Annotated in this window: 30 protein-coding genes; 29 read left to right on the forward strand and 1 reads right to left on the reverse strand. The window is 55.7% G+C overall.

The genetic code is table 11. The features are described 5' to 3' along the window. Positions 1–182: 182 nt before the first annotated feature. The 7 genes from ACR0DL_RS16205 (at position 183) to ACR0DL_RS16235 (ending at position 5,418) form a co-directional block, all read left to right on the forward strand. On the forward strand, positions 183–1,427 hold the full coding sequence (locus ACR0DL_RS16205; RefSeq protein WP_480690195.1) for a cation:proton antiporter domain-containing protein: 1,245 nt from the start codon (positions 183–185) through the stop codon (positions 1,425–1,427). A gap of 100 nt (positions 1,428–1,527) precedes the next feature. Next, positions 1,528–2,211 (forward strand): hypothetical protein, encoded by a 684-nt coding sequence (locus tag ACR0DL_RS16210; protein WP_480690197.1) that lies wholly within the window; start codon positions 1,528–1,530, stop codon positions 2,209–2,211. A 228-nt stretch (positions 2,212–2,439) separates the two neighbouring features. After that, positions 2,440–2,754 (forward strand): 30S ribosomal protein S10, encoded by a 315-nt coding sequence (rpsJ, locus tag ACR0DL_RS16215; RefSeq protein WP_008756422.1) that lies wholly within the window; start codon positions 2,440–2,442, stop codon positions 2,752–2,754. 18 nt (positions 2,755–2,772) lie between these two features. After that, positions 2,773–3,498 carry a 50S ribosomal protein L3 gene (gene rplC / locus ACR0DL_RS16220; protein ID WP_170351686.1) on the forward strand — a complete coding sequence of 242 codons (726 nt, stop codon included), beginning with the start codon at positions 2,773–2,775 and terminating at the stop codon, positions 3,496–3,498. After that, a complete protein-coding gene (rplD, locus tag ACR0DL_RS16225) occupies positions 3,495–4,112 on the forward strand; it encodes a 50S ribosomal protein L4 (RefSeq protein WP_170362268.1) in 618 nt (205 codons plus the stop codon). The genes rplC and rplD overlap by 4 nt, the downstream gene beginning before the upstream one ends. Continuing rightward, complete coding sequence (locus ACR0DL_RS16230) at positions 4,109–4,405, forward strand: 50S ribosomal protein L23 (protein ID WP_058272362.1); 297 nt, start codon at positions 4,109–4,111, stop codon at positions 4,403–4,405. The genes rplD and ACR0DL_RS16230 overlap by 4 nt, the downstream gene beginning before the upstream one ends. Before the next feature lie 311 nt (positions 4,406–4,716). Continuing rightward, complete coding sequence (locus tag ACR0DL_RS16235) at positions 4,717–5,418, forward strand: hypothetical protein (protein WP_170362267.1); 702 nt, start codon at positions 4,717–4,719, stop codon at positions 5,416–5,418. Positions 5,419–5,446: 28 nt separating this feature from the next. On the opposite strand, the gene ACR0DL_RS16240 is transcribed toward ACR0DL_RS16235, so the two are convergent. Then, the gene (locus tag ACR0DL_RS16240; RefSeq protein ID WP_480690200.1) at positions 5,447–5,884 is read right to left on the reverse strand and encodes a MarR family winged helix-turn-helix transcriptional regulator; all 438 of its coding nucleotides are present in this window, start codon (positions 5,882–5,884) and stop codon (positions 5,447–5,449) included. A gap of 102 nt (positions 5,885–5,986) precedes the next feature. Between ACR0DL_RS16240 and ACR0DL_RS16245 the strand changes: the two genes are divergently transcribed. From ACR0DL_RS16245 to rpsE, 22 genes are all read left to right on the forward strand, one after another. After that, the gene (locus tag ACR0DL_RS16245) at positions 5,987–6,568 is read left to right on the forward strand and encodes a YceI family protein (protein WP_480690202.1); all 582 of its coding nucleotides are present in this window, start codon (positions 5,987–5,989) and stop codon (positions 6,566–6,568) included. A 259-nt stretch (positions 6,569–6,827) separates the two neighbouring features. Continuing rightward, positions 6,828–7,862: a fatty acid desaturase gene (locus ACR0DL_RS16250; RefSeq protein ID WP_480690204.1), complete on the forward strand. Its 1,035-nt coding sequence runs from the start codon at positions 6,828–6,830 to the stop codon at positions 7,860–7,862. Between the two features lie 1,073 nt (positions 7,863–8,935). Further along, positions 8,936–9,778 carry a 50S ribosomal protein L2 gene (rplB, locus tag ACR0DL_RS16255; RefSeq protein ID WP_008757664.1) on the forward strand — a complete coding sequence of 281 codons (843 nt, stop codon included), beginning with the start codon at positions 8,936–8,938 and terminating at the stop codon, positions 9,776–9,778. A gap of 3 nt (positions 9,779–9,781) precedes the next feature. Beyond that, positions 9,782–10,060, forward strand: coding sequence for a 30S ribosomal protein S19 (gene rpsS, locus ACR0DL_RS16260; RefSeq protein WP_005980699.1), 279 nt, complete (start codon positions 9,782–9,784; stop codon positions 10,058–10,060). 3 nt (positions 10,061–10,063) lie between these two features. Further along, positions 10,064–10,444 (forward strand): 50S ribosomal protein L22, encoded by a 381-nt coding sequence (rplV, locus tag ACR0DL_RS16265; RefSeq protein WP_039538267.1) that lies wholly within the window; start codon positions 10,064–10,066, stop codon positions 10,442–10,444. Continuing rightward, complete coding sequence (rpsC, locus tag ACR0DL_RS16270; protein WP_008758042.1) at positions 10,444–11,154, forward strand: 30S ribosomal protein S3; 711 nt, start codon at positions 10,444–10,446, stop codon at positions 11,152–11,154. Before rplV ends, rpsC begins: the two co-directional genes overlap by 1 nt. A gap of 12 nt (positions 11,155–11,166) precedes the next feature. After that, the gene (rplP, locus tag ACR0DL_RS16275; protein ID WP_058283513.1) at positions 11,167–11,580 is read left to right on the forward strand and encodes a 50S ribosomal protein L16; all 414 of its coding nucleotides are present in this window, start codon (positions 11,167–11,169) and stop codon (positions 11,578–11,580) included. Between the two features lie 245 nt (positions 11,581–11,825). Next, positions 11,826–12,254 (forward strand): YHS domain-containing (seleno)protein, encoded by a 429-nt coding sequence (locus ACR0DL_RS16280; protein ID WP_480690206.1) that lies wholly within the window; start codon positions 11,826–11,828, stop codon positions 12,252–12,254. A gap of 321 nt (positions 12,255–12,575) precedes the next feature. Continuing rightward, positions 12,576–13,124, forward strand: coding sequence for an amino acid synthesis family protein (locus tag ACR0DL_RS16285; RefSeq protein WP_480690208.1), 549 nt, complete (start codon positions 12,576–12,578; stop codon positions 13,122–13,124). A gap of 49 nt (positions 13,125–13,173) precedes the next feature. After that, positions 13,174–13,794, forward strand: a complete 621-nt coding sequence (locus ACR0DL_RS16290) for a 2OG-Fe(II) oxygenase family protein (protein ID WP_480690426.1) — start codon at positions 13,174–13,176, stop codon at positions 13,792–13,794. A 256-nt stretch (positions 13,795–14,050) separates the two neighbouring features. Continuing rightward, positions 14,051–14,257 carry a cold-shock protein gene (locus ACR0DL_RS16295; protein WP_170351679.1) on the forward strand — a complete coding sequence of 69 codons (207 nt, stop codon included), beginning with the start codon at positions 14,051–14,053 and terminating at the stop codon, positions 14,255–14,257. Positions 14,258–14,552: 295 nt separating this feature from the next. Beyond that, a complete protein-coding gene (locus tag ACR0DL_RS16300) occupies positions 14,553–15,230 on the forward strand; it encodes a hypothetical protein (protein WP_480690210.1) in 678 nt (225 codons plus the stop codon). A gap of 205 nt (positions 15,231–15,435) precedes the next feature. Then, entirely contained in the window at positions 15,436–15,642 is a 207-nt protein-coding gene (rpmC, locus tag ACR0DL_RS16305; protein WP_010437082.1) for a 50S ribosomal protein L29, read from the forward strand. Between the two features lie 4 nt (positions 15,643–15,646). After that, a complete protein-coding gene (gene rpsQ / locus ACR0DL_RS16310) occupies positions 15,647–15,877 on the forward strand; it encodes a 30S ribosomal protein S17 (protein WP_170351678.1) in 231 nt (76 codons plus the stop codon). Positions 15,878–15,953: 76 nt separating this feature from the next. Beyond that, positions 15,954–16,322 carry a 50S ribosomal protein L14 gene (gene rplN / locus ACR0DL_RS16315; RefSeq protein WP_008757934.1) on the forward strand — a complete coding sequence of 123 codons (369 nt, stop codon included), beginning with the start codon at positions 15,954–15,956 and terminating at the stop codon, positions 16,320–16,322. 2 nt (positions 16,323–16,324) lie between these two features. Next, complete coding sequence (rplX, locus tag ACR0DL_RS16320) at positions 16,325–16,636, forward strand: 50S ribosomal protein L24 (protein WP_008755589.1); 312 nt, start codon at positions 16,325–16,327, stop codon at positions 16,634–16,636. Continuing rightward, entirely contained in the window at positions 16,629–17,189 is a 561-nt protein-coding gene (gene rplE / locus ACR0DL_RS16325; protein ID WP_170351677.1) for a 50S ribosomal protein L5, read from the forward strand. Before rplX ends, rplE begins: the two co-directional genes overlap by 8 nt. Before the next feature lie 19 nt (positions 17,190–17,208). Next, complete coding sequence (gene rpsN, locus ACR0DL_RS16330; RefSeq protein ID WP_010437098.1) at positions 17,209–17,514, forward strand: 30S ribosomal protein S14; 306 nt, start codon at positions 17,209–17,211, stop codon at positions 17,512–17,514. 13 nt (positions 17,515–17,527) lie between these two features. Beyond that, entirely contained in the window at positions 17,528–17,920 is a 393-nt protein-coding gene (rpsH, locus tag ACR0DL_RS16335) for a 30S ribosomal protein S8 (protein WP_010437099.1), read from the forward strand. Positions 17,921–17,932: 12 nt separating this feature from the next. Continuing rightward, positions 17,933–18,466 (forward strand): 50S ribosomal protein L6, encoded by a 534-nt coding sequence (gene rplF, locus ACR0DL_RS16340; RefSeq protein WP_170351676.1) that lies wholly within the window; start codon positions 17,933–17,935, stop codon positions 18,464–18,466. 11 nt (positions 18,467–18,477) lie between these two features. Further along, the gene (gene rplR / locus ACR0DL_RS16345) at positions 18,478–18,837 is read left to right on the forward strand and encodes a 50S ribosomal protein L18 (RefSeq protein ID WP_058283506.1); all 360 of its coding nucleotides are present in this window, start codon (positions 18,478–18,480) and stop codon (positions 18,835–18,837) included. 116 nt (positions 18,838–18,953) lie between these two features. After that, on the forward strand, positions 18,954–19,523 hold the full coding sequence (gene rpsE, locus ACR0DL_RS16350) for a 30S ribosomal protein S5 (protein WP_058283505.1): 570 nt from the start codon (positions 18,954–18,956) through the stop codon (positions 19,521–19,523). The last annotated feature ends 7 nt before the right edge of the window (positions 19,524–19,530 follow it).

Consider the following 19,530-nt stretch of genomic DNA (forward strand, 5'->3'; position numbering starts at 1 on the left):
CGAAGGCGGCCGCACCGTCGGCGCCGGCGTTGTGTCGAAAATCATCGAGTAAGGCGCTTAAGCCAATACTCAAAGAAAGGGCGTCCCTTGGGGCGCCCTTTTTATGTTTGGACATCGGTTCCAAGGCACGCAAAATTGTGCTGCTTGTGTAAGATAGCTCCACAAGCAATATTTGAACCTATATGGAAAACTATCTTTTTCTATCTTTCATTCTTCTCGGGACGGGCATTGCTATTGTTCCGGTCGCCGTATGGCTTGGCCTTGGGTCGGTTCTGGGTTTCCTGATTGCCGGAATGCTGCTTGGCCCTGTCTTGTCGGCGCTGAGTGTTGATGTCGGCAGTCTTGAGCGGTTTGCCGAATTTGGCGTTGTCATGATGCTGTTTCTGATCGGTCTGGAACTGGCGCCAAAGAAACTTTGGGATTTGCGTAAAAGGCTTTTGGGGTTGGGTGGTTTGCAACTGGTTTGTACCTCTCTTGCCGTAATGGGGTTGGCGATGGCGCTTGGGCAGCCGTGGCAGTCGGCCTTGACCATCGGGTTGATTTTTTCACTGTCGTCCACGGCTATTGTGTTGCAAACACTGCATGAAAAAGGGCTACTGATGGGAGCCGGAGGGCAATCCAGCTTTTCGGTTCTGTTGATGCAGGACATTGTGGTGATCCCAATTCTGGCGCTTCTGCCGCTACTGGCTCTGCCGGAGCTTGCCGCGATAGGGGGCGGGGCCGTCAGTCACGGGCCCACGACAAGCACCGGACTTTCACTGAATCTTGTGCAAGGCATGCCAGGATGGTTGAGGGCGCTTGTCACGCTTGGCTCGATCATTCTGGTGATTGTTGGCGGTGCTTATCTGACCGGGCCAGTGTTCCGATATGTTGAGTCTGCTAATCTGCCTGAACTGTTTACGGCCATGGCTCTGACCCTTGTGGTCGGTGTGGCCGTGTTGATGATGGCCGTTGGTCTGACACCGGCTCTGGGGGCGTTCATTGCCGGGGTGGTGTTGGCCAACAGCGAATATCGCAATGCGCTGGAAAAAGAGATCACTCCGTTCAAGGGGCTGTTTCTGGGGTTGTTTTTTGTCAGCGTCGGAGCCTCGGTGAATTTCCGATTGATGGTCGATAATGTAGGCCTGGTCGTCTCGCTGACCTTTGGGGTGATGGCTATAAAGGCGGTGATCCTCTTTGCTCTGGGCCGATTGTTCGGCGTGTCCGGTGCTAATAATTGGCTGTTTGCGCTGGGGATGGCACAGGCCGGAGAGTTCGGGTTTGTGCTGCTGTCCTTCTCGGTCGCAACGCATGTGCTGAGTGCCGATCTGGCGAACACATTGATCATCGTCGTGGCGCTGTCGATGGTGCTGACGCCGTTGCTGTTTTTGATTTACGAACGGGTTGTTGCGCCCCGGTACGCACAGGCTCAACCGTCGGAGAGTTAGGGACCAATAGCAGGGACGAAGTTTTGGAACTTTATGGCTGTTGAAATTCTCTCAAAGATTGTGGATGGTTCGCGCGCACAATCTTGAGGGTGCATAGACTATGTTTTTGAAGCTTCTCACATTTCTCGGCTTTGGATTGGCAAGTGTTTCAGCGCTGCATGCAGAAGAAGAAATTGTCGTTCAGTTGAATACACGCACATTCTATGCAGGTGAGGACTTTTCGGGGCGGGACTCTGACGCGAAATTTCTTCCGATCAATAGGCTTGATTGGATGAACGAAATGTTGAAGGAAATCCCACTTCTGGACAATACTGTCATCCACATTAAGCAATTAAACCCGGGGTCCGATTCCCTTTGGTCGCCAACAGGCCCCGGTGGAGGGTACCCATACCCTGAGCCAGTACCTAATCACCTGAGGTTGCCGGGCTACACTGTGCATTCTAGTGGGCAAGATGGTTTCAGGTTGTTGTATCTGACCCCCAAATCTTCGCAGAAACAGTACGCAATTGGCTGCACCGCAGAAAGGGATTCCAATACTTACGAGTGGTGTGGGCTACGCGCTCGATATTCACTCGACCCGCTGGTAATGGTACTGACTCGTATCTATAATCCGCCGCCGATGGATCAAATGGACGAGTTTTTTCAAGAGGTCGCCGAGATTACCGTTGGTATTGCGCTGTGTTTGGATGTTACGGGTCATCTGGAAAACGACGCAAAACAATCGGTGGATGAGTACCTAGCCAAAGGTTCAGAAAGCTTCTGTGCCGATGGGTTATCATCCTAGACTTAAGCGCTTTGCCAATCTTCGCATCAAAGTACTAAGGTTTGGCCAAAGGCGCCGATATTGTTCTGACTCATTTCCCCTTGCCAAACCCCATCAACCCCTGTAGATCGCGCGAGTTCTCAATAAGAACATCGAGGCGGGGTGATTCCCGCCTTTTGGGTTCGATGAGGGTTGGCGATGCGCGTCTGTCCTCCTCTCAACCTCAACGCCTGATAAAAGGCTGTTATTATGCAAAGCCAAAATATCCGTATTCGGCTGAAGGCATTTGACTATCGCGTTCTGGATGCCAGCACGCAAGAGATCGTCAACACTGCCAAGCGGACCGGCGCGAACGTGCGTGGCCCGATCCCGCTGCCGAACAAGATTGAGAAGTTCACGGTTCTCCGTGGCCCTCACGTCGACAAGAAATCCCGCGACCAGTTCGAGATCCGTACGCACAAGCGTCTGCTCGACATCGTTGATCCGACCCCCCAGACCGTTGACGCGCTGATGAAGCTCGACCTCGCTGCTGGTGTGGACGTCGAGATCAAGCTGCAGTCGTAAGATCGGAGGGTATAGATTATGCGCTCTGGTATTATCGCAAAAAAAGTTGGCATGACCCGCCTGTTCATGGAAGACGGCAAGCAGATCCCTGTGACCGTTCTTCACCTGGACAACCTGCAGGTCGTTGCACAGCGTACCGCTGACAAAGACGGCTACACCGCCGTTCAGCTGGGTGCCGGTGCTGCCAAGGCAAAACGCACCTCGAAGGCCATGCGCGGTCACTACGCCGCTGCCAAGGTCGAGCCCAAGCGTAAGCTGGCCGAGTTCCGCGTCTCCGAAGATGGCCTGATCGAAGTGGGCGCCGAGATTTCGGCAGAACACTTCCTGGAAGGTCAGAAAGTTGACGTTTCGGGTACCTCGATCGGTAAAGGCTTTGCCGGTGCAATGAAGCGCCACAACTTCGGTGGTCTGCGCGCCTCGCACGGTGTTTCGATCAGCCACCGTTCGCACGGTTCGACCGGTCAGTGTCAGGACCCGGGCAAGGTGTTCAAAGGCAAGAAGATGGCCGGTCACATGGGTGCTGCCCGTGTTACCACCCAGAACCTGGAAGTCGTCAAAACCGACGCCGACCGTGGTCTGGTCTTCATCAAAGGCGCCGTTCCCGGACCGAAATCGGGCTGGGTCACCGTCAAGGACGCCGTCAAGAAGAAAGCACCGGAAGGCCTGCCTTTCCCGGCTGCTGTTAAATCGGCTGCAACCGAAGCACCTGCGGAAGAAGCACCCGCGGAAGGTGGTGAAGCATGAAACTTGATGTAATCAATCTGGACGGCGGCAAAGCCGGCAACATCGAGCTGGATGCAGACCTGTTCGGCCTGGAGCCGCGCGCGGACATCCTGCACCGTGTGGTCCGTTGGCAGCGCAACAACGCGCAGGCCGGCACCCACAAGGTGAAGACCCGCTCGGAAACCAGCTACTCGACCAAGAAGATCTATCGCCAGAAGGGCACCGGTGGCGCTCGTCACGGTGACCGCAACGCGCCGATCTTCCGCAAGGGTGGTATCTACAAAGGCCCGACCCCTCGTTCGCACGGCCACGACCTGCCGAAGAAGTTCCGCAAGCTTGGCCTGCGCCACGCTCTGTCGGCCAAAGCCAAAGCAGGTGAACTGGTTGTGATCGAGAACGCCGAAGCCGAAGGCAAGACCGCCGCTCTGGCCAAACAGGTTGCAAACCTGGGCTGGAAACGCGCTCTGGTCATCGACGGCGCGACCGTGAACGAAGGTTTCCTGAAGGCGTCGCGCAACATCGAAGGTCTGGATATCCTGCCGTCGATGGGTGCAAACGTTTATGACATCCTCAAGCGTGACACCCTGGTGCTCACCAAAGCGGCTGTCGAAGCACTGGAGGCTCGTCTGAAATGAGCGCGAAGGCAGAACACTACGACGTGATCCGCAAGCCGATCATCACCGAAAAGTCGACCATGGCGTCCGAGAACGGCGCGATTGTCTTTGAAGTGGCGATCGACAGCAACAAACCGCAGATCAAAGAAGCGGTTGAATCGCTGTTTGGTGTCAAGGTGAAGGCGGTGAACACCACCATCACCAAAGGCAAGGTCAAGCGGTTCCGTGGCCAGTTGGGCAAGCGGAAAGACGTCAAAAAAGCATATGTAACCCTGGAAGAGGGTAACACCATCGACGTGTCGACCGGTCTCTGATCCGGTTACACCAAACGGTGAGAACATGATCAGGCTTCGCCCCCGAATGGTGGGCGGAGCCTTTTTACGTTTGGGTCAGGAAGCTGCCATGTCCAGGGCAGGAACGGGTGTCTCACGGCAAGCCGTTAGCGTTTTGTTACCGGCGTTCTTTCGCCGCTAACCCGTGACAGGGGAGCGGACAGCGTTATCTTCAGTAGTGAACGGGGCAAAAGGTTGAAGATCATTCTGTTGATTGGGCGGTGACTATGGGGTGGTACGCCCAAGCGTTCTGACTGATGGCCGAATACTTCGGAAATTATAGGTACGGTCAAATGAACAAACGTGGAGGAAACAAATCAATCTCTGTAAATTCGGACCGTTTTGCGCGCAGGCAGGGGTCCGTTACCCAGCGCTTGCTGGGGCTTTTTATGGGGTCAGTGGACCCTGCCGATGACGCGGTTTCAGGGTCCCAAACCGAAGCCAAACGCAATCAGTTACTGGGGCAGATGCGGGCTTTCAGCGCCGAGCCATACTTTCAGATCGCTGATGAAAATCTCGGGCTTTTGTCCGTATTCGATGATCTGAAATATGACAGGGCGGATGTCGACATGGTTTCTCCGGCGATGCGGAGACATGTTTTCGGCAAGCTTGGGCCGCTGGGGTTTCGTCAGATCTCGGGCACGGTACTAGAACATCCGCAGGCTGATATGCGCGTGTACATCCCCAAGTTCCACGCCCTTGGGGCGTCGCCCTTCGATATCATCCGCTATACCGACAAACGGCCGCAGGATTTTTGCCTGCTAACGCCGACCCAGGTGGCCTGTCAGTTCATCGACCATTACGAGTTGGATGACGCAGTGCAGAGGGTCGAAGCGCTGATTGTGAAGCATCCGATCAACCTGCTCAAGCTGGCGGATTATCTTGAGGGGAAACCCAGGCACCGCGCTTTTCGCGAGGTGTTGGGCCATATCAAACTAAAGCAGCGCATTGCGGTTGAATCTGAACCGCTGTGTCGCAGGCGGTCATTGGGGTGATCGTCGATCTGGGTCTTTGATGTTTCGTTTAATCCGCCTGACGTCCTGCGGACGCAAGGAACGCCTGCCAACCCTCGGCACCGCCAAGTGCGCGCATCTTTTCATGCAGCAGCGGTCCGTAGATTTTCCACATACGTTTACGCAGCTCTTTGCCCTTGTCTGTAATCTGCAGCATTTTACCGCGCCTGTCTCCGGCATAAGATACGAATTCGATTAGCCCCTCAGAAACCATCCGTCTGCTGAGATGAGACAGGTTCGACTGCTCAAAAATGGTGTCTTGAGCAAGTTCAAAAGGGCGCAGCTTTCCTCCGTGCCGCTCAAGCGACCATAGCAAGTCATACCATTTCAGAGGCGGCAGGCCCGCATCTTTCAAGGCTGCACTGATTTCTGATTGGATAAGCCGGGTTGTCCGGTTCATGGCCACCCAGATGTCTGTTTCCAATGGGGTTGGCAGATCGTTCTTCACAACTTTGTGTTAGCTCCAAATCTTATTGCTGTTGGCTGCAAATTCAACTAGATGAAAATTCATCTAAAAACCAGCCCCATTGCAGATGAAAGGAACATCACGATGACTTTCAAATCTATGATCGCAGCCGTTACCGTAGCTGTCGCCGTCACCCCGGCCTTTGCGCAGACTTACAAAACCGACCAGGGGCATACCGAGGTGCGCTTTGGCTGGAGCCATGCAGGCGTGTCCAACCAGCATGCCGAGTTCACCAAGGCCGAAGGCGTGCTGGACCTGAACGCGGATGATGTCGAGGCATCGACCCTGAACGTGACAATTGACACAAACAGCCTGTCGTCGGGCTTTGGCCCGCTGGACGACCACCTGAAGTCGGCGGATTTCTTTGAGGTCGAAACCTACCCCGAGATCACCTTTGTCAGCACCGGGATCACGCGGACCGGAGACACCACGGCGGATGTGACCGGTGACCTGACCATCCACGGCGTGACCAAACCCCTGACCTTGAAGGCGACGCTGACCCATCAGGGCGAGCACCCGCTGGGCAGCGCCATCGAATATTACGCGGGCGATTGGGTGGCCTTTACGGCAGAGGGCGAGATTGACCACATGGAGTTCGGTGTGGGGCCCTTCTCGACCGGGCCGATCAGCATCATAATTGCTACCGAGATGAAGGCGGACGGCTAATATTACGGTCGACCGAGCTGTCGGGCTGGCGTCTAAAAACACATATGTACGTGGAACGGATGACGCCATCGGCGATTTCACCTGTCTAGATCTGACCCGACATCGGACAATCGAACAAGGCCTCCGTGACTTCGGAGGCCTTTTTTGAGCGGCAGCACCATAAATTGAACGCCAAACGTCGCGATTGGTCCAGAATCAGGTTGCTATGTCGGTGTGGTCGTCTATCCGGTGTGCTGAAAGAAAATGATTTGGCAGGCACATGACGGAAACCAATCTATCGACGACGGCAAAGCGGGATGTGACCGCCGCGCGTGACTGGGTGACGACGCTTGCCAAATATCGCGAACCGAACCAGTTGCGCAGTTGGTTCGAGCTTGGCGTCAGCATCATCCCATTCATCGCATTGTGGGCAGTGTCGTGGATGTTCCTGTCCGTCAGCTATTGGCTTGCTTTTGCAGTTTCGGTCCTCAACGCGGCTTTCCTGTTGCGCCTGTTTGCCATTCAGCACGATTGCGGGCACGGGGCTTTCTTCACGAACCGAACGGTCAGTGACTGGGTCGGGCGGGTGATCGGAGTGCTGACTCTGACGCCCTATGATGTCTGGCGCCGTACGCATTCCACGCACCACAACTCTTCGGGCAATCTGGACAAGCGGGGGATGGGTGACATCCACACGCTGACGGTGGCCGAATACCGTTCGATGACGTCGATGAACCGCTTTTGGTATCGGGTGTATCGGCACCCGATTACCCTGTTTGGCTTTGGTCCCGGGTATCTGTTCCTGTTTCAGAACCGACTGCCGCTTGGCCTAACGGGTATTCCGAAATTCTGGGTCAGCGCAATGGTCACAAATCTTGCCATTATGATCGTGCTAGGAGGCATCTACTATTTTGGTGGCGTGATGCCGATGTTGCTGATTTTCCTGCCCTCGACCCTGATTGCCGCGGCGGCCGGCGTCTGGTTGTTCTACGTCCAGCACCAATTCGAAGAGACGCAATGGGATCCCGATAAGGATTGGCAACTGCACGAGGCCGCCCTGCATGGAAGCTCGCATTACATCCTGCCATCCGTATTGCAGTGGTTCAGCGCCAATATCGGCATCCACCACGTGCACCACTTGTACAGCCGCATTCCGTTCTACCGCCTGACCGAAGTGCTGCGCGATCATGATGAGCTTGCCAACAGCAACCAGATGACCATCCGAGAGAGCCTCGCCAATGCGCGGCTGCATCTGTGGGACGAGAAAAGCCGCCGTCTGCTGTCCTTCGCCGAAGCACGCGCGCTATATGGGTGAAGGCACTGCCCATTACTGATCGGACCCACCCGTGCGGAGCGATGAGCAGCGCCAGCGACTGCCCGTGGGATGGCGCTGCTACGTCTGATCAATGTGCTTTATGGTGCCAGATACATCCGAATTCCTAGCGAGGCGTAAACGTCCCCAAAGCGCCAGCCCGCCGGGACGGGCAGTCGCTGGTGCGGCGGCCTTCGGCCTTGTCCCGCGCCGCTGGTAGTCTTTACGTACAGTCGCCCGCAGACCCCAAAAGCCTCATCTGGCTAATGAGCTAAGACGGTTGGATGTTCGCTGCATGCCGCTAATTGAGTGTTTCCGTTTTGCCTGGCTTAGAAAAACCGATGCTATGGTCATAAGATGGAGTACCTAAAGTGACCGGGAGCAGGCGTTGGCATCGGCTGCCTGTTGCTCTGTAATTCCATTCGTGACTACATAGAAATAGGTCGTGCGACCACCTGACTTCGATTGAAACAATTGAAACGGCTGCTTAATGCCAGCGTCCAAACCGCATTGAATCGCAAGGTCCTTATTAGAAGGTTTCCTAGGTTCTGGAGTGCCTGAGGTGCTGCAGGCTGATACGAGTGTAAGAATGCAAATTGTTGTGGTAAACCAAGCTAGATTTCTTCTCATTTCTTTTTTCTCGTTGTTTGGTTCTGAGGGCTCAATCAACCGACTTGCTTGGGCCAGCAACCATTAAGAAACGATAACAAGTTTTAAGTTGCGAAAATGTAACTTGGAGCGGTTCTTTTGTTGGCCGTTTAGCTGATGTGATGAATGCTTGTTGAGAAGTGTGCGCTGTGGATGGAGGCGGCATCAATAAGAATGAAGCTGGTATCTTTTTTTGTACTCAAGCGGCCAACTTCTAGTGCATAACCCTAAACAGAATTTAAACAGACTACCTATAGACACCCACCCCCAACACTGCTACACGCACCCAATCTTACGGCCTCGGATTCGTTCCGGGGCCTCTGATATTTGTAACCGGGGACCTTCGGGGCCCTATACCCTTGGCACCTACGGGGGCCTATCACATAGCGGGGAAACCCCCTGCACTTGCTAAACGGAAGACAGAAAGCATGGCACTTAAGTCGTACAAGCCGACGACGCCGGGCCAGCGCGGGCTGGTGCTGATCGACCGTTCGGAGCTTTGGAAAGGACGTCCGGTCAAGTCTCTCACTGAGGGTTTGACCAAATCGGGCGGCCGGAACAACACCGGACGGATCACTTCACGCCGCCGCGGCGGTGGCGCAAAGCGTCTCTACCGGATCGTTGACTTCAAACGGAATAAATTTGATGTCGCGGCAACCGTCGAACGGATCGAATATGACCCGAACCGGACCGCATTCATCGCACTGGTAAAATACGAAGACGGTGAGCAGGCATATATCCTGGCTCCGCAGCGTCTGGCTGTTGGTGATAAAGTCGTGGCATCCGCCAAGGCCGACATCAAGCCGGGCAACGCAATGCCGTTCTCGGGCATGCCCATCGGTACCATCGTCCACAACATCGAGATGAAGCCTGGCAAAGGCGGTCAGATCGCACGCGCGGCCGGTACTTACGCTCAGTTCGTTGGCCGCGATGGTGGCTACGCTCAGATCCGTCTGAGCTCGGGCGAGCTGCGCATGGTCCGTCAGGAATGCATGGCCACCGTTGGTGCCGTGTCCAACCCTGACAACTCGAACCAAAACCTCGGTAAAGCCGGTCGTATGCGCCACAAGGGCGTTCGTCCGTCGGTTCGTGGTGTTGCAATGAACCCGATCGATCACCCGCACGGTGGTGGTGAAGGTCGTACCTCGGGTGGCCGTACACCGGTTACACCGTGGGGTAAGGACACCAAGGGTAAGCGTACCCGCAACAAGAACAAAGCGTCCCAGAAGCTGATCATCCGCTCGCGGCACGCCAAGAAGAAGGGACGTTAATCTATGTCTCGCTCTGTTTGGAAGGGTCCTTTCGTCGATGCTTACGTGCTGAAAAAAGCCGAAGCAGCACGCGAGTCGGGCCGCAACGAAGTCATCAAAATCTGGTCGCGTCGTTCCACCATTCTGCCCCAGTTCGTGGGTCTGACCTTTGGTGTGTACAACGGCCAGAAGCATATCCCGGTAAACGTCTCGGAAGACATGATCGGTCAGAAGTTCGGTGAATACTCGCCGACTCGTACCTATTACGGTCACGCCGCAGACAAAAAAGCGAAGCGGAAGTAAGTCATGGGCAAGGAAAAGAACCCCCGCCGCGTGGCTGAAAACGAAGCAATGGCGAAAACGCGCATGCTTCGCACCAGCCCGCAGAAACTGAACTTGGTTGCGCAAATGATCCGCGGCAAGAAAGTTGAGAAGGCTCTGACCGACCTGACTTTCTCGAACAAGCGTGTCGCGCAGGACGTCAAGAAGTGCCTGCAGTCCGCAATCGCGAATGCCGAAAACAACCACAACCTGGACGTTGACGAGCTGATCGTCGCCGAAGCATGGGTTGGCAAGAACCTGGTCATGAAGCGTGGTCGCCCGCGTGCCCGTGGCCGTTTCGGCAAGATCATGAAGCCGTTCTCGGAGATCACCATCAAGGTGCGTCAAGTTGAGGAGCAAGCCTAATGGGTCATAAAGTAAATCCGATCGGCATGCGCCTGCAGGTCAACCGCACCTGGGACAGCCGCTGGTACGCCGACACCAAGGACTACGGTGATCTTCTGCTGGAAGACCTCAAGATCCGTGAGTTCATCAACAAAGAGTGCAAGCAGGCCGGTGTTGCCCGTGTGATCATCGAACGTCCGCACAAGAAGTGCCGCGTGACGATCCACACTGCACGTCCCGGTGTCATCATCGGCAAGAAAGGTGCAGACATCGAAGTTCTGCGCAAAAAGCTTGCTCGTATGACCGACAGCGAACTGCACCTGAACATCGTCGAAGTGCGCAAGCCCGAGCTTGACGCGCAGCTGGTTGCCGAGTCCATCGCTCAGCAGCTGGAGCGCCGCGTCTCGTTCCGCCGCGCGATGAAGCGGTCGGTTCAGAACGCCATGCGCATGGGCGCTCTGGGTATCCGGGTGAACGTCGCGGGTCGTCTGGGCGGCGCCGAAATCGCACGGACCGAGTGGTACCGCGAAGGCCGAGTGCCTCTGCACACCCTGCGTGCCGACATCGATTACGCACATGCCGAAGCGATGACCCCCTACGGGATCATCGGGATCAAGGTCTGGATCTTCAAAGGTGAGATCATGGAGCACGATCCGCAGGCACGTGACCGTAAAGCACAGGAACTCCAGGACGGCCCTGCACCTCGTGGTGCTGGTGGCGGTCGTCGCTAAGGAGGGAAAGATATGCTTCAACCAAAGCGTACTAAATTCCGCAAGATGCACAAAGGCCGGATCAAGGGTCTCGCCAAGGGCGGCTCTGATCTGAACTTTGGCACCTACGGCCTGAAAGCTCTTGAGCCTGAGCGTGTAACTGCACGCCAGATCGAAGCTGCACGTCGTGCCATGACGCGTCACATGAAGCGTCAGGGTCGTGTCTGGATCCGCATCTTCCCCGACACTCCGGTCACTGCAAAGCCGATCGAAGTTCGTATGGGTAAAGGTAAAGGTTCGGTCGACCGCTGGGCATGCAAAGTCAAGCCTGGCCGTGTGATGTTCGAGATCGACGGCGTCAATGACGACATCGCCCGCGAGGCCCTGCGCCTGGCCGCGATGAAGCTGCCGATCAAGACTCGCGTCGTGGTTCGCGAAGACTGGTAAGCGATTGGGGGGCTACCCCGTTCGCTAAAAGATTGACCCCCGTCGGGATACCGGCGGGGGTTTTGCGTTCTCGGTGTCAGACGCAGGTTATGGGGCTTAAACCGTCAATGGCCACATGCCGGTTTACAGACTCGTGACTGGCAATCGGCAGACAGGCGTGGCTAAATTCGGGCGAACCCTCTCTGCCATCGAGTATGATACTGATGCCAAGTTTTAGTCTCCGCCATTTAGTACTGTTGTTTCTGATGACCGTTGGTACCGTGGTCGCCCCAGCAAAAACCTGGGCCGCGTCGCCCGAGGTGAACCTAGGGTATTTCAACAAGCTTGCGATGAACGGATATGACGTCATGACTTATTGGCAAGGCGGTGATCCGCAAAAGGGCGATCCTGAGATCACGGCTCAGCACAATGGCGCTACCTGGGTGTTTCTGAGTGAAGAAAACCGTCAGGCTTTTCTGTCTGACCCGACGAAGTATGCTCCTCAATATGGCGGATATTGCGCCTATGCGGCCAGCCAGAATGCGGTGGCCGATGTCGACCCGTTCGCATGGCGCATCTGGGATGAAAAACTGTATCTAAATTACAGCCCGCAGGTGCGGCGCATCTGGGCCAGCGAGATTGATGCCAATATTGAAAAAGCAAACGAGTTCTGGCCCGATTTGCTGAAGAAATAGGGCGTGTCTGGATCCGCATCTTCCAAGATACTCCGGTCACTGCAAAGCCGGTCAAAGTACGTCTGGGTAGAGTTTCAGTTGATCGCTGGGCATGCGAGCTCAAGTCGGATCACTATAAAGCTGCCGATCAAGACCTGTGTTTAGGTTCCCTAAGACTGGTAAGCGACTGGGGACCACTCGTTCGTGACAAGATTGACCCCTGTCAGGACGCCGGCAGGGGGTATTGTGTTAGTCTTTTGCGATCCATCCCACTGATGAGTGAAAAAAGTCGACCTTTGCCCATAGCCCCCATAATCTGCCCAGAGTGAATGGGAGGGTTGTATGTTTCAGCTACGCAAGAAGGTTTTTGTCAAAGAGGTCATAACCACCGACCAGTTTGGGCAACCATGCGCTCCGGTCTGCCGAGTTGCAGCTTTGGCTGTCATACAAAACCCGCTGGCCGGTAAATTCTCGGAAGACTTGTCCGAGCTTTTTGAAATTGGAGGAATGCTTGGGGCAGACCTAGCGTCCGAGGCTGTTTCTCAACTCGACCGAGCGCCGATTTCCTACGGTAAAGCAGCGATTGTGGGTGCGAATGGCGATCTCGAACAAGGTGGCGCATTGATCCATCCGAAACTCGGCGCTCCAATGCGCGCATCAGCAAGTGGAGGTGAAGCCGTCATCCCGTCGAATGCCAAACTTGGGGCACCGGGATGTGCGATTGATCTGCCCCTCGGACACAAGGACAATCCGTGGTCCTTTGACCATTTCGATACCATGACGCTGAGCATTCCCGACGCGCCGAAACCGGATGAGATTGTCATGTGTCTGGCCTACGCGGATGGCGGGCGTCCGATCCCGCGCTGCGGCTCGGGGCCAATCAAAAACTAAGGGTTGACTGGGGCTGGCCTTGGATCAGAGCTTGGGCTATGCCCAGCCTATGGCCCAGATTGAATCACTCTTCGTTACCCGTCTTTATTGCGCAGCTTTGTCCGAGTTTGGTCCCAAGATCGACCCAGAAGAGCTGGAAAACTCTTGCCTTGTCATTGCCGAGGATGATGAGGCCGGGCAGGAATGGTGTGAGGAGAACGGCTATCCTGGTTACACCAGCTATGCCTCGCTGACCGATTTGCCGTGGCGGTTCCCGATTTTCGCCGATCTGGTTGCAGCTTTGGATCAACACGTCGCGGCCTTTGCCAAGGATTTGGAGTTTGATCTGGGCGAAGGTGAGTTGAAGCTCGAGGACCTGTGGATCAACATCCTCCCCGAGGGTGGAATGCATTCCAGCCACCTGCACCCGCACAGTGTGATCTCGGGTACGACCTATGTGGCGATGCCCGAGGGGGCCAGCGCGTTGAAGCTGGAAGATCCCCGATCGGGCCGCATGATGGCCGCGCCGACACGGCTGAAGGGCGGGCGGCGGGACTTACAACCGTTCATCTATATGAAGCCGCAAGTGGGCGATGTCCTGCTGTGGGAAAGCTGGCTGCGGCATGAAGTGCCTATGAACATGGCCGAAGAAGAACGCATTAGCGTCAGCTTTAACTATAAGTGGGAGTGAGCCCCGGTTCCCTGCACGTAAGGTGTTCAGGCAGAGGGGGCGCAGGGTGAATGGGTGGCGCGCCTGCCAATCACGTTTCACCTCGAGTTGCCGAAAAACCTTGCAATATGCTCCGCCATGACCCATGTGAGGCACGCTTACGTTTTTCTTTTTCGACCACTGTCTCCTGAATTTTGGCGTTCAGTCTCTCGATCCAGACCGACCACGCCGCGCTGTCGCAATCCCGCGGACAGCAATTTAATAGGAGAATACGGATATGGCCAATGGCACCGTAAAATGGTTCAACGCAACTAAAGGTTTTGGCTTCATCGCACCGGAGACCGGTGGCAAAGACGTGTTTGTGCACATCTCGGCTGTTGAGCGCTCGGGTCTGACTGGCCTGGCCGACGACCAGAAAGTAACATTCGACATCGAGCCCGGCCGTGACGGTCGTGAGGCAGCTGTGAACATCGCTCTGGCGTAAGTCACTCAGACTTAGACAGTTGAAGACGCGGTCTCGTGCAAACGAGGCCGCGTTTTGCGTTTGTGGAACAATTTGAAAGACTAATGTAGTCGCTGGCTGCGCCACGAGGTGCTGATGAGCATGGCGGAGGAAAATCGGATCGGGATCAGCTATAATTTTAAGTGGGAGTAGCCGGACGGTTTTGAGCGGAATTCGAACCGAGTTCTAGAGTGTCCTTTTCTATTTGGAATTTGTTTTCAGCTCTCATTGTGATATTTTGAATTGCACTTTTTTAGTCCTGATTAGGAGAAGTGCAATGAGCTATTTTAAGCCTCTAGTTTCAATTAAAATAAACGCGGACCTGAAGACATACGACGTCGAAGCTATCGTTGTTGTCCCAACCGGTTGTTATGCAAGTTTGGGGGGAGAACTCGGAGTGCCGGATGGCTATGTTACGTCTCCAGAAGCTGAACCGATCACACTGAATATCAAGTCAACGGACGGGCCATGCGTTCAAGGGCCACAGGTGCTGAAATTCAAATTGCGCTGGCTGCCAATTACCATTGGCAAGACCTCAGTCGTGGCATTTGTCACCGTGGACGGCAAAGTCAGGGGGGTTGGATCAGCGACGATACCTAGCATTTCTGTCGAAGCAACAACAGTACCAACGCCCAGTTCGGGCGTCGATGTCACGTCAGTTTCTGCTTGGATAAACGCGCAACCGCCTGGAAAGCCGACACTCGTTGCGAATGTTGGTGTTTGGGCACCTTGCGCTAACTACAGGTACGATTTCTTCGACAAGGGGCCTTTTGGCATTACAGGCCGAACACGTCTTGTGGAACTTAAGGCATCGCTTCGGGATGTATGCCTGCGTGCAGTGTTCGTAGGTCCGCTACGGTATGAACTAGAACTCGAGTCGGCGGATGATTTCGACTCGTTGGCAATAGAGTTTGAAGGGGAACTTTTTCTCGATAAGCTAGAGGTCGTAGTCTGATTTGCGCAGGAGCCACTGGTCCTAACTGCCAGTGGCTTCCGTTTTACCAAACTTTCCCTTGCCACCCACCCCTGAACCCCCTATAGAGCGGCATCTTGCGTTCCCCCGGCTGAGTCGGGGGATTCGTATGTCTATCATTCATCCACCAGGTCAAAGGTGACCCTGATAAGGGGCCTTCTGGTGTTTTGAGCAAAGGAAAAAGGCGATGAACGCCCAAGAACTGCGTGACAAGACCCCGGACCAGCTCCGCGAGGAACTGGCCAACCTGAAGAAAGAGAGCTTTAACCTGCGCTTTCAACAGGCAACCGGTCAGCTGGAAAACACTGCCGGCATCAAAGCGGCCCGCCGCAATGCTGCCCGCGTCAAAACCATTCTGAACGAAAAGGCCGCTGCCGCGGCATCGGAGGAGTAATCCTATGCCCAAGCGTATCCTGTCCGGCACCGTAACCAGCGACGCCAACGAACAGACCGTAACCGTTTCCGTCGAGCGCCGCTTTACGCATCCGGTTCTGAAGAAAACCATCCGTAAGTCCAAGAAATACCGGGCTCACGATGAAAAGAACGCCTTCAAGGTCGGCGACTCTGTACGCATCATCGAATGCGCGCCGAAATCGAAGACGAAACGTTGGGAAGTTCTGGAGGCGTAAGCTTCCGGGATTTTTCCATTTGTCGAAACCCTGGGGGATCTAACGAGACCAGCCCCCACAGGTCGGGAGAAACCACATGATCCAGATGCAGACCAATCTGGATGTCGCTGACAACTCCGGCGCACGCCGAGTTCAGTGCATCAAGGTCCTGGGTGGTTCCAAGCGTAAATACGCCTCCGTCGGCGACATCATTGTCGTCTCGGTGAAGGAAGCCATCCCACGCGGCCGCGTAAAGAAAGGTGACGTCCGTAAGGCCGTCGTCGTACGCACCGCTAAAGAAGTCCGTCGCGAAGACGGCACCGCGATCCGTTTCGATCGCAACGCCGCTGTCATCCTGAACAACAACAACGAGCCCGTAGGTACCCGTATCTTTGGCCCCGTTGTTCGCGAACTGCGTGGCAAAAACTTCATGAAAATCATCTCGCTGGCTCCGGAGGTGCTGTAATCATGGCTGCTAAACTCCGCAAAGGCGACAAGGTCGTCGTGCTGGCCGGCAAGGACAAGGGCAAAGAGGGAACGATTACCTCGGTTGACCCGAAAGCCGGTAAAGCTGTTGTCGACGGCATCAACATCGCCATCCGCCACACCCGCCAGACCCAGAACAGCCAAGGCGGCCGTTTGCCCCAGGCAAACCCGATCGAGCTGTCTAACCTGGCACTGCTGGACGCAAACGGCAAAGCCACCCGCGTTGGCTTCCGTATGGAAGGTGACAAGAAGGTTCGCTTCGCCAAGACCACAGGGGACGTGATCGATGCTTGATAACGCAACCTATACTCCGCGCCTGAAGGCTCAGTACGCTGAAACCATCCGCCCCGCTCTGAAAGAAGAGTTCGGTTACAAGAACGACATGCAGCTGCCCAAGCTGGAAAAAATCGTTCTGAACATCGGCTGTGGTGCAGAAGCTGTCAAAGATTCCAAGAAGGCCAAAGCGGCTGTCGAGGATCTGACTGCGATTGCCGGTCAGCAGGCCGTTGCAACCAAGGCGAAAAAGTCGATCGCGGGTTTCCGCGTCCGTGAAGACATGCCGCTGGGTGCGAAAGTGACCCTGCGCGGTGACCGGATGTACGAATTCCTGGATCGTCTGATCACCATCGCGATGCCGCGCGTTCGTGACTTCCGCGGTGTTAAGCCGTCTTTCGATGGTCAGGGCAACTTTGCCATGGGCATGAAAGAGCACATCGTGTTCCCCGAAATCGACTTCGACAAAGTCGACGAAGTCTGGGGCATGGACATCGTAATTGCCACCACAGCGAAAACCGACGCTGAAGCAAAGGCACTGTTGAAAGCATTCAACATGCCCTTCAACGCATAAGCGCCGGGAGGATTAAGACATGGCTAAAAAAGCAATGATCGAACGCGAGAAGAAGCGCGAACGCCTGGTGGCCAAATATGCCGCAAAGCGTGCCGAGCTGAAAGAAATCGCGAATGACGAGAGCAAGCCGATGGAAGAGCGTTTCAAAGCGCGTCTGAAACTGGCGAAACTGCCGCGCAACAGCTCGGCTACTCGTTTGCACAACCGCTGTCAGCTGACCGGTCGTCCTCATGCTTACTACCGTAAGCTGAAGGTCAGCCGTATTGCGCTGCGCGAGCTGGGTTCTGCTGGTCAGATCCCCGGCATGGTGAAATCGAGCTGGTAAGGGAGACATAGATATGAATGATCCTATCGGCGATATGCTCACCCGCATCCGCAACGCGCAAATGCGCGGCAAGTCCACCGTTTCCACCCCGGCTTCCAAGCTGCGCGGTTGGGTTCTGGACGTGCTGGCGGACGAAGGTTATATCCGTGGCTACGAAGCGACGACCGGTGAAAACGGTCATCCGGCCATCGAAATCAGCCTGAAATACTACGAAGGCACCCCTGTTATTCGCGAGCTGAAGCGGGTCTCGAAGCCCGGTCGCCGTGTATACATGGGCGTTAATGACATCCCACAGGTCCGTCAGGGTCTGGGCGTGTCGATTGTCAGCACTCCGAAAGGTGTGATGTCGGACGCAAACGCTCGCTCCAACAATGTTGGCGGCGAAGTGCTCTGCACCGTCTTCTAAGGAGGTCTGTCAATGTCTCGTATTGGTAAAAAACCGGTCGAGCTGCCCAGCGGCGTTACCGCCACTGTGTCCGGCCAGACCATCGAAGTGAAAGGTCCGAAAGGCACCCGCAGCTTCACCGCAACCGATGACGTAACGCTGTCGGTCGAAGACAATGTTGTGCAAATCAACCCCCGTGGCATGTCCAAGCGTGCCCGCCAGCAGTGGGGCATGAGCCGCACCATGGTTGCCAACCTGGTAACCGGTGTGACCCAGGGCTTCAAAAAAGAGCTGGAGATCCAGGGTGTTGGTTACCGGGCTCAGATGCAGGGCAACACCCTGAAGCTGAACCTGGGCTACAGCCACGACGTTGATTTCACCGCTCCGGAAGGTGTCACCATCACCGCGCCGAAGCAGACCGAGATCGTTGTGGAAGGTATCGACCAGCAGCAGGTGGGCGAAGTCGCGGCCAAAATCCGCGAATGGCGCCGTCCCGAGCCGTACAAAGGCAAGGGCATCCGCTATAAGGGCGAGTTCATCTTCCGCAAAGAAGGCAAGAAGAAGTAAGGACGCAAACCATGGCAAACAGCAAAAGAACCCTGTTTCTGAAGCGCCGCCTGCGCGTTCGGAACAAACTTCGCAAGGTCAACGCGGGTCGTCCGCGTCTGTCCGTACACCGTTCGAACAAGAACATCTCTGTTCAGCTGATCGACGACGTGCGTGGCGTGACCCTGGCCTCGGCCTCGACCCTGGAAAAAGATCTGGGTGTCGTTGGCAAGAACAACGTCGAAGCGGCCACCAAAGTGGGCGCGGCCATCGCCGAGCGTGCCAAGAAGGCAGGCGTCGAAGAGGCCTATTTCGATCGTGGCGGCTTCCTGTTCCACGGCAAAGTGAAGGCTCTAGCCGACGCTGCGCGTGAAGGCGGCCTGAAGATCTAAGACTTGCGGGCAGCTTTGCGGCTGCCCCGATGATCCGGGGGCCTCGGCAACAGTCGGGGCTCACTTGGATTGAACAAACGGCGCCGATTGCGCCATGTGAGAGAAGGGATGCCAAAATGGCAGAACGTGAAAACCGCCGGGGCCGTGGTCGTGACCGCGACGAAGCACCGGAATTCGCCGATCGTCTGGTTGCGATCAACCGTGTGTCGAAAACCGTAAAAGGTGGTAAGCGCTTTGGCTTCGCCGCTCTGGTGGTTGTCGGCGATCAGAAAGGCCGCGTCGGCTTTGGCAAAGGTAAAGCGAAAGAAGTACCTGAAGCCATCCGTAAGGCGACCGAGCAAGCCAAGCGTCAGATGATCCGCGTGCAACTGCGCGAAGGTCGGACCCTGCACCACGACATCGAAGGCCGTCACGGCGCCGGTAAAGTGGTAATGCGCACCGCACCTGAAGGTACTGGTATCATCGCCGGTGGTCCGATGCGTGCCGTGTTCGAAATGCTGGGCGTCAAGGACGTTGTGTCCAAGTCGCTGGGCTCGCAGAACCCGTACAACATGATCCGCGCCACCATCAACGGCCTGCAGAAAGAGCAGAGCCCGCGTTCGGTTGCGCAGCGTCGTGGCAAAAAAGTTGCTGACATCCTGCCCAAGCGGGACGAAGCACCGGCAGCTGCTGAAGCAGAAGCATAAGGAGAGC

The sequence above is a fragment of the Ruegeria sp. BB5 genome, from assembly GCF_056539405.1.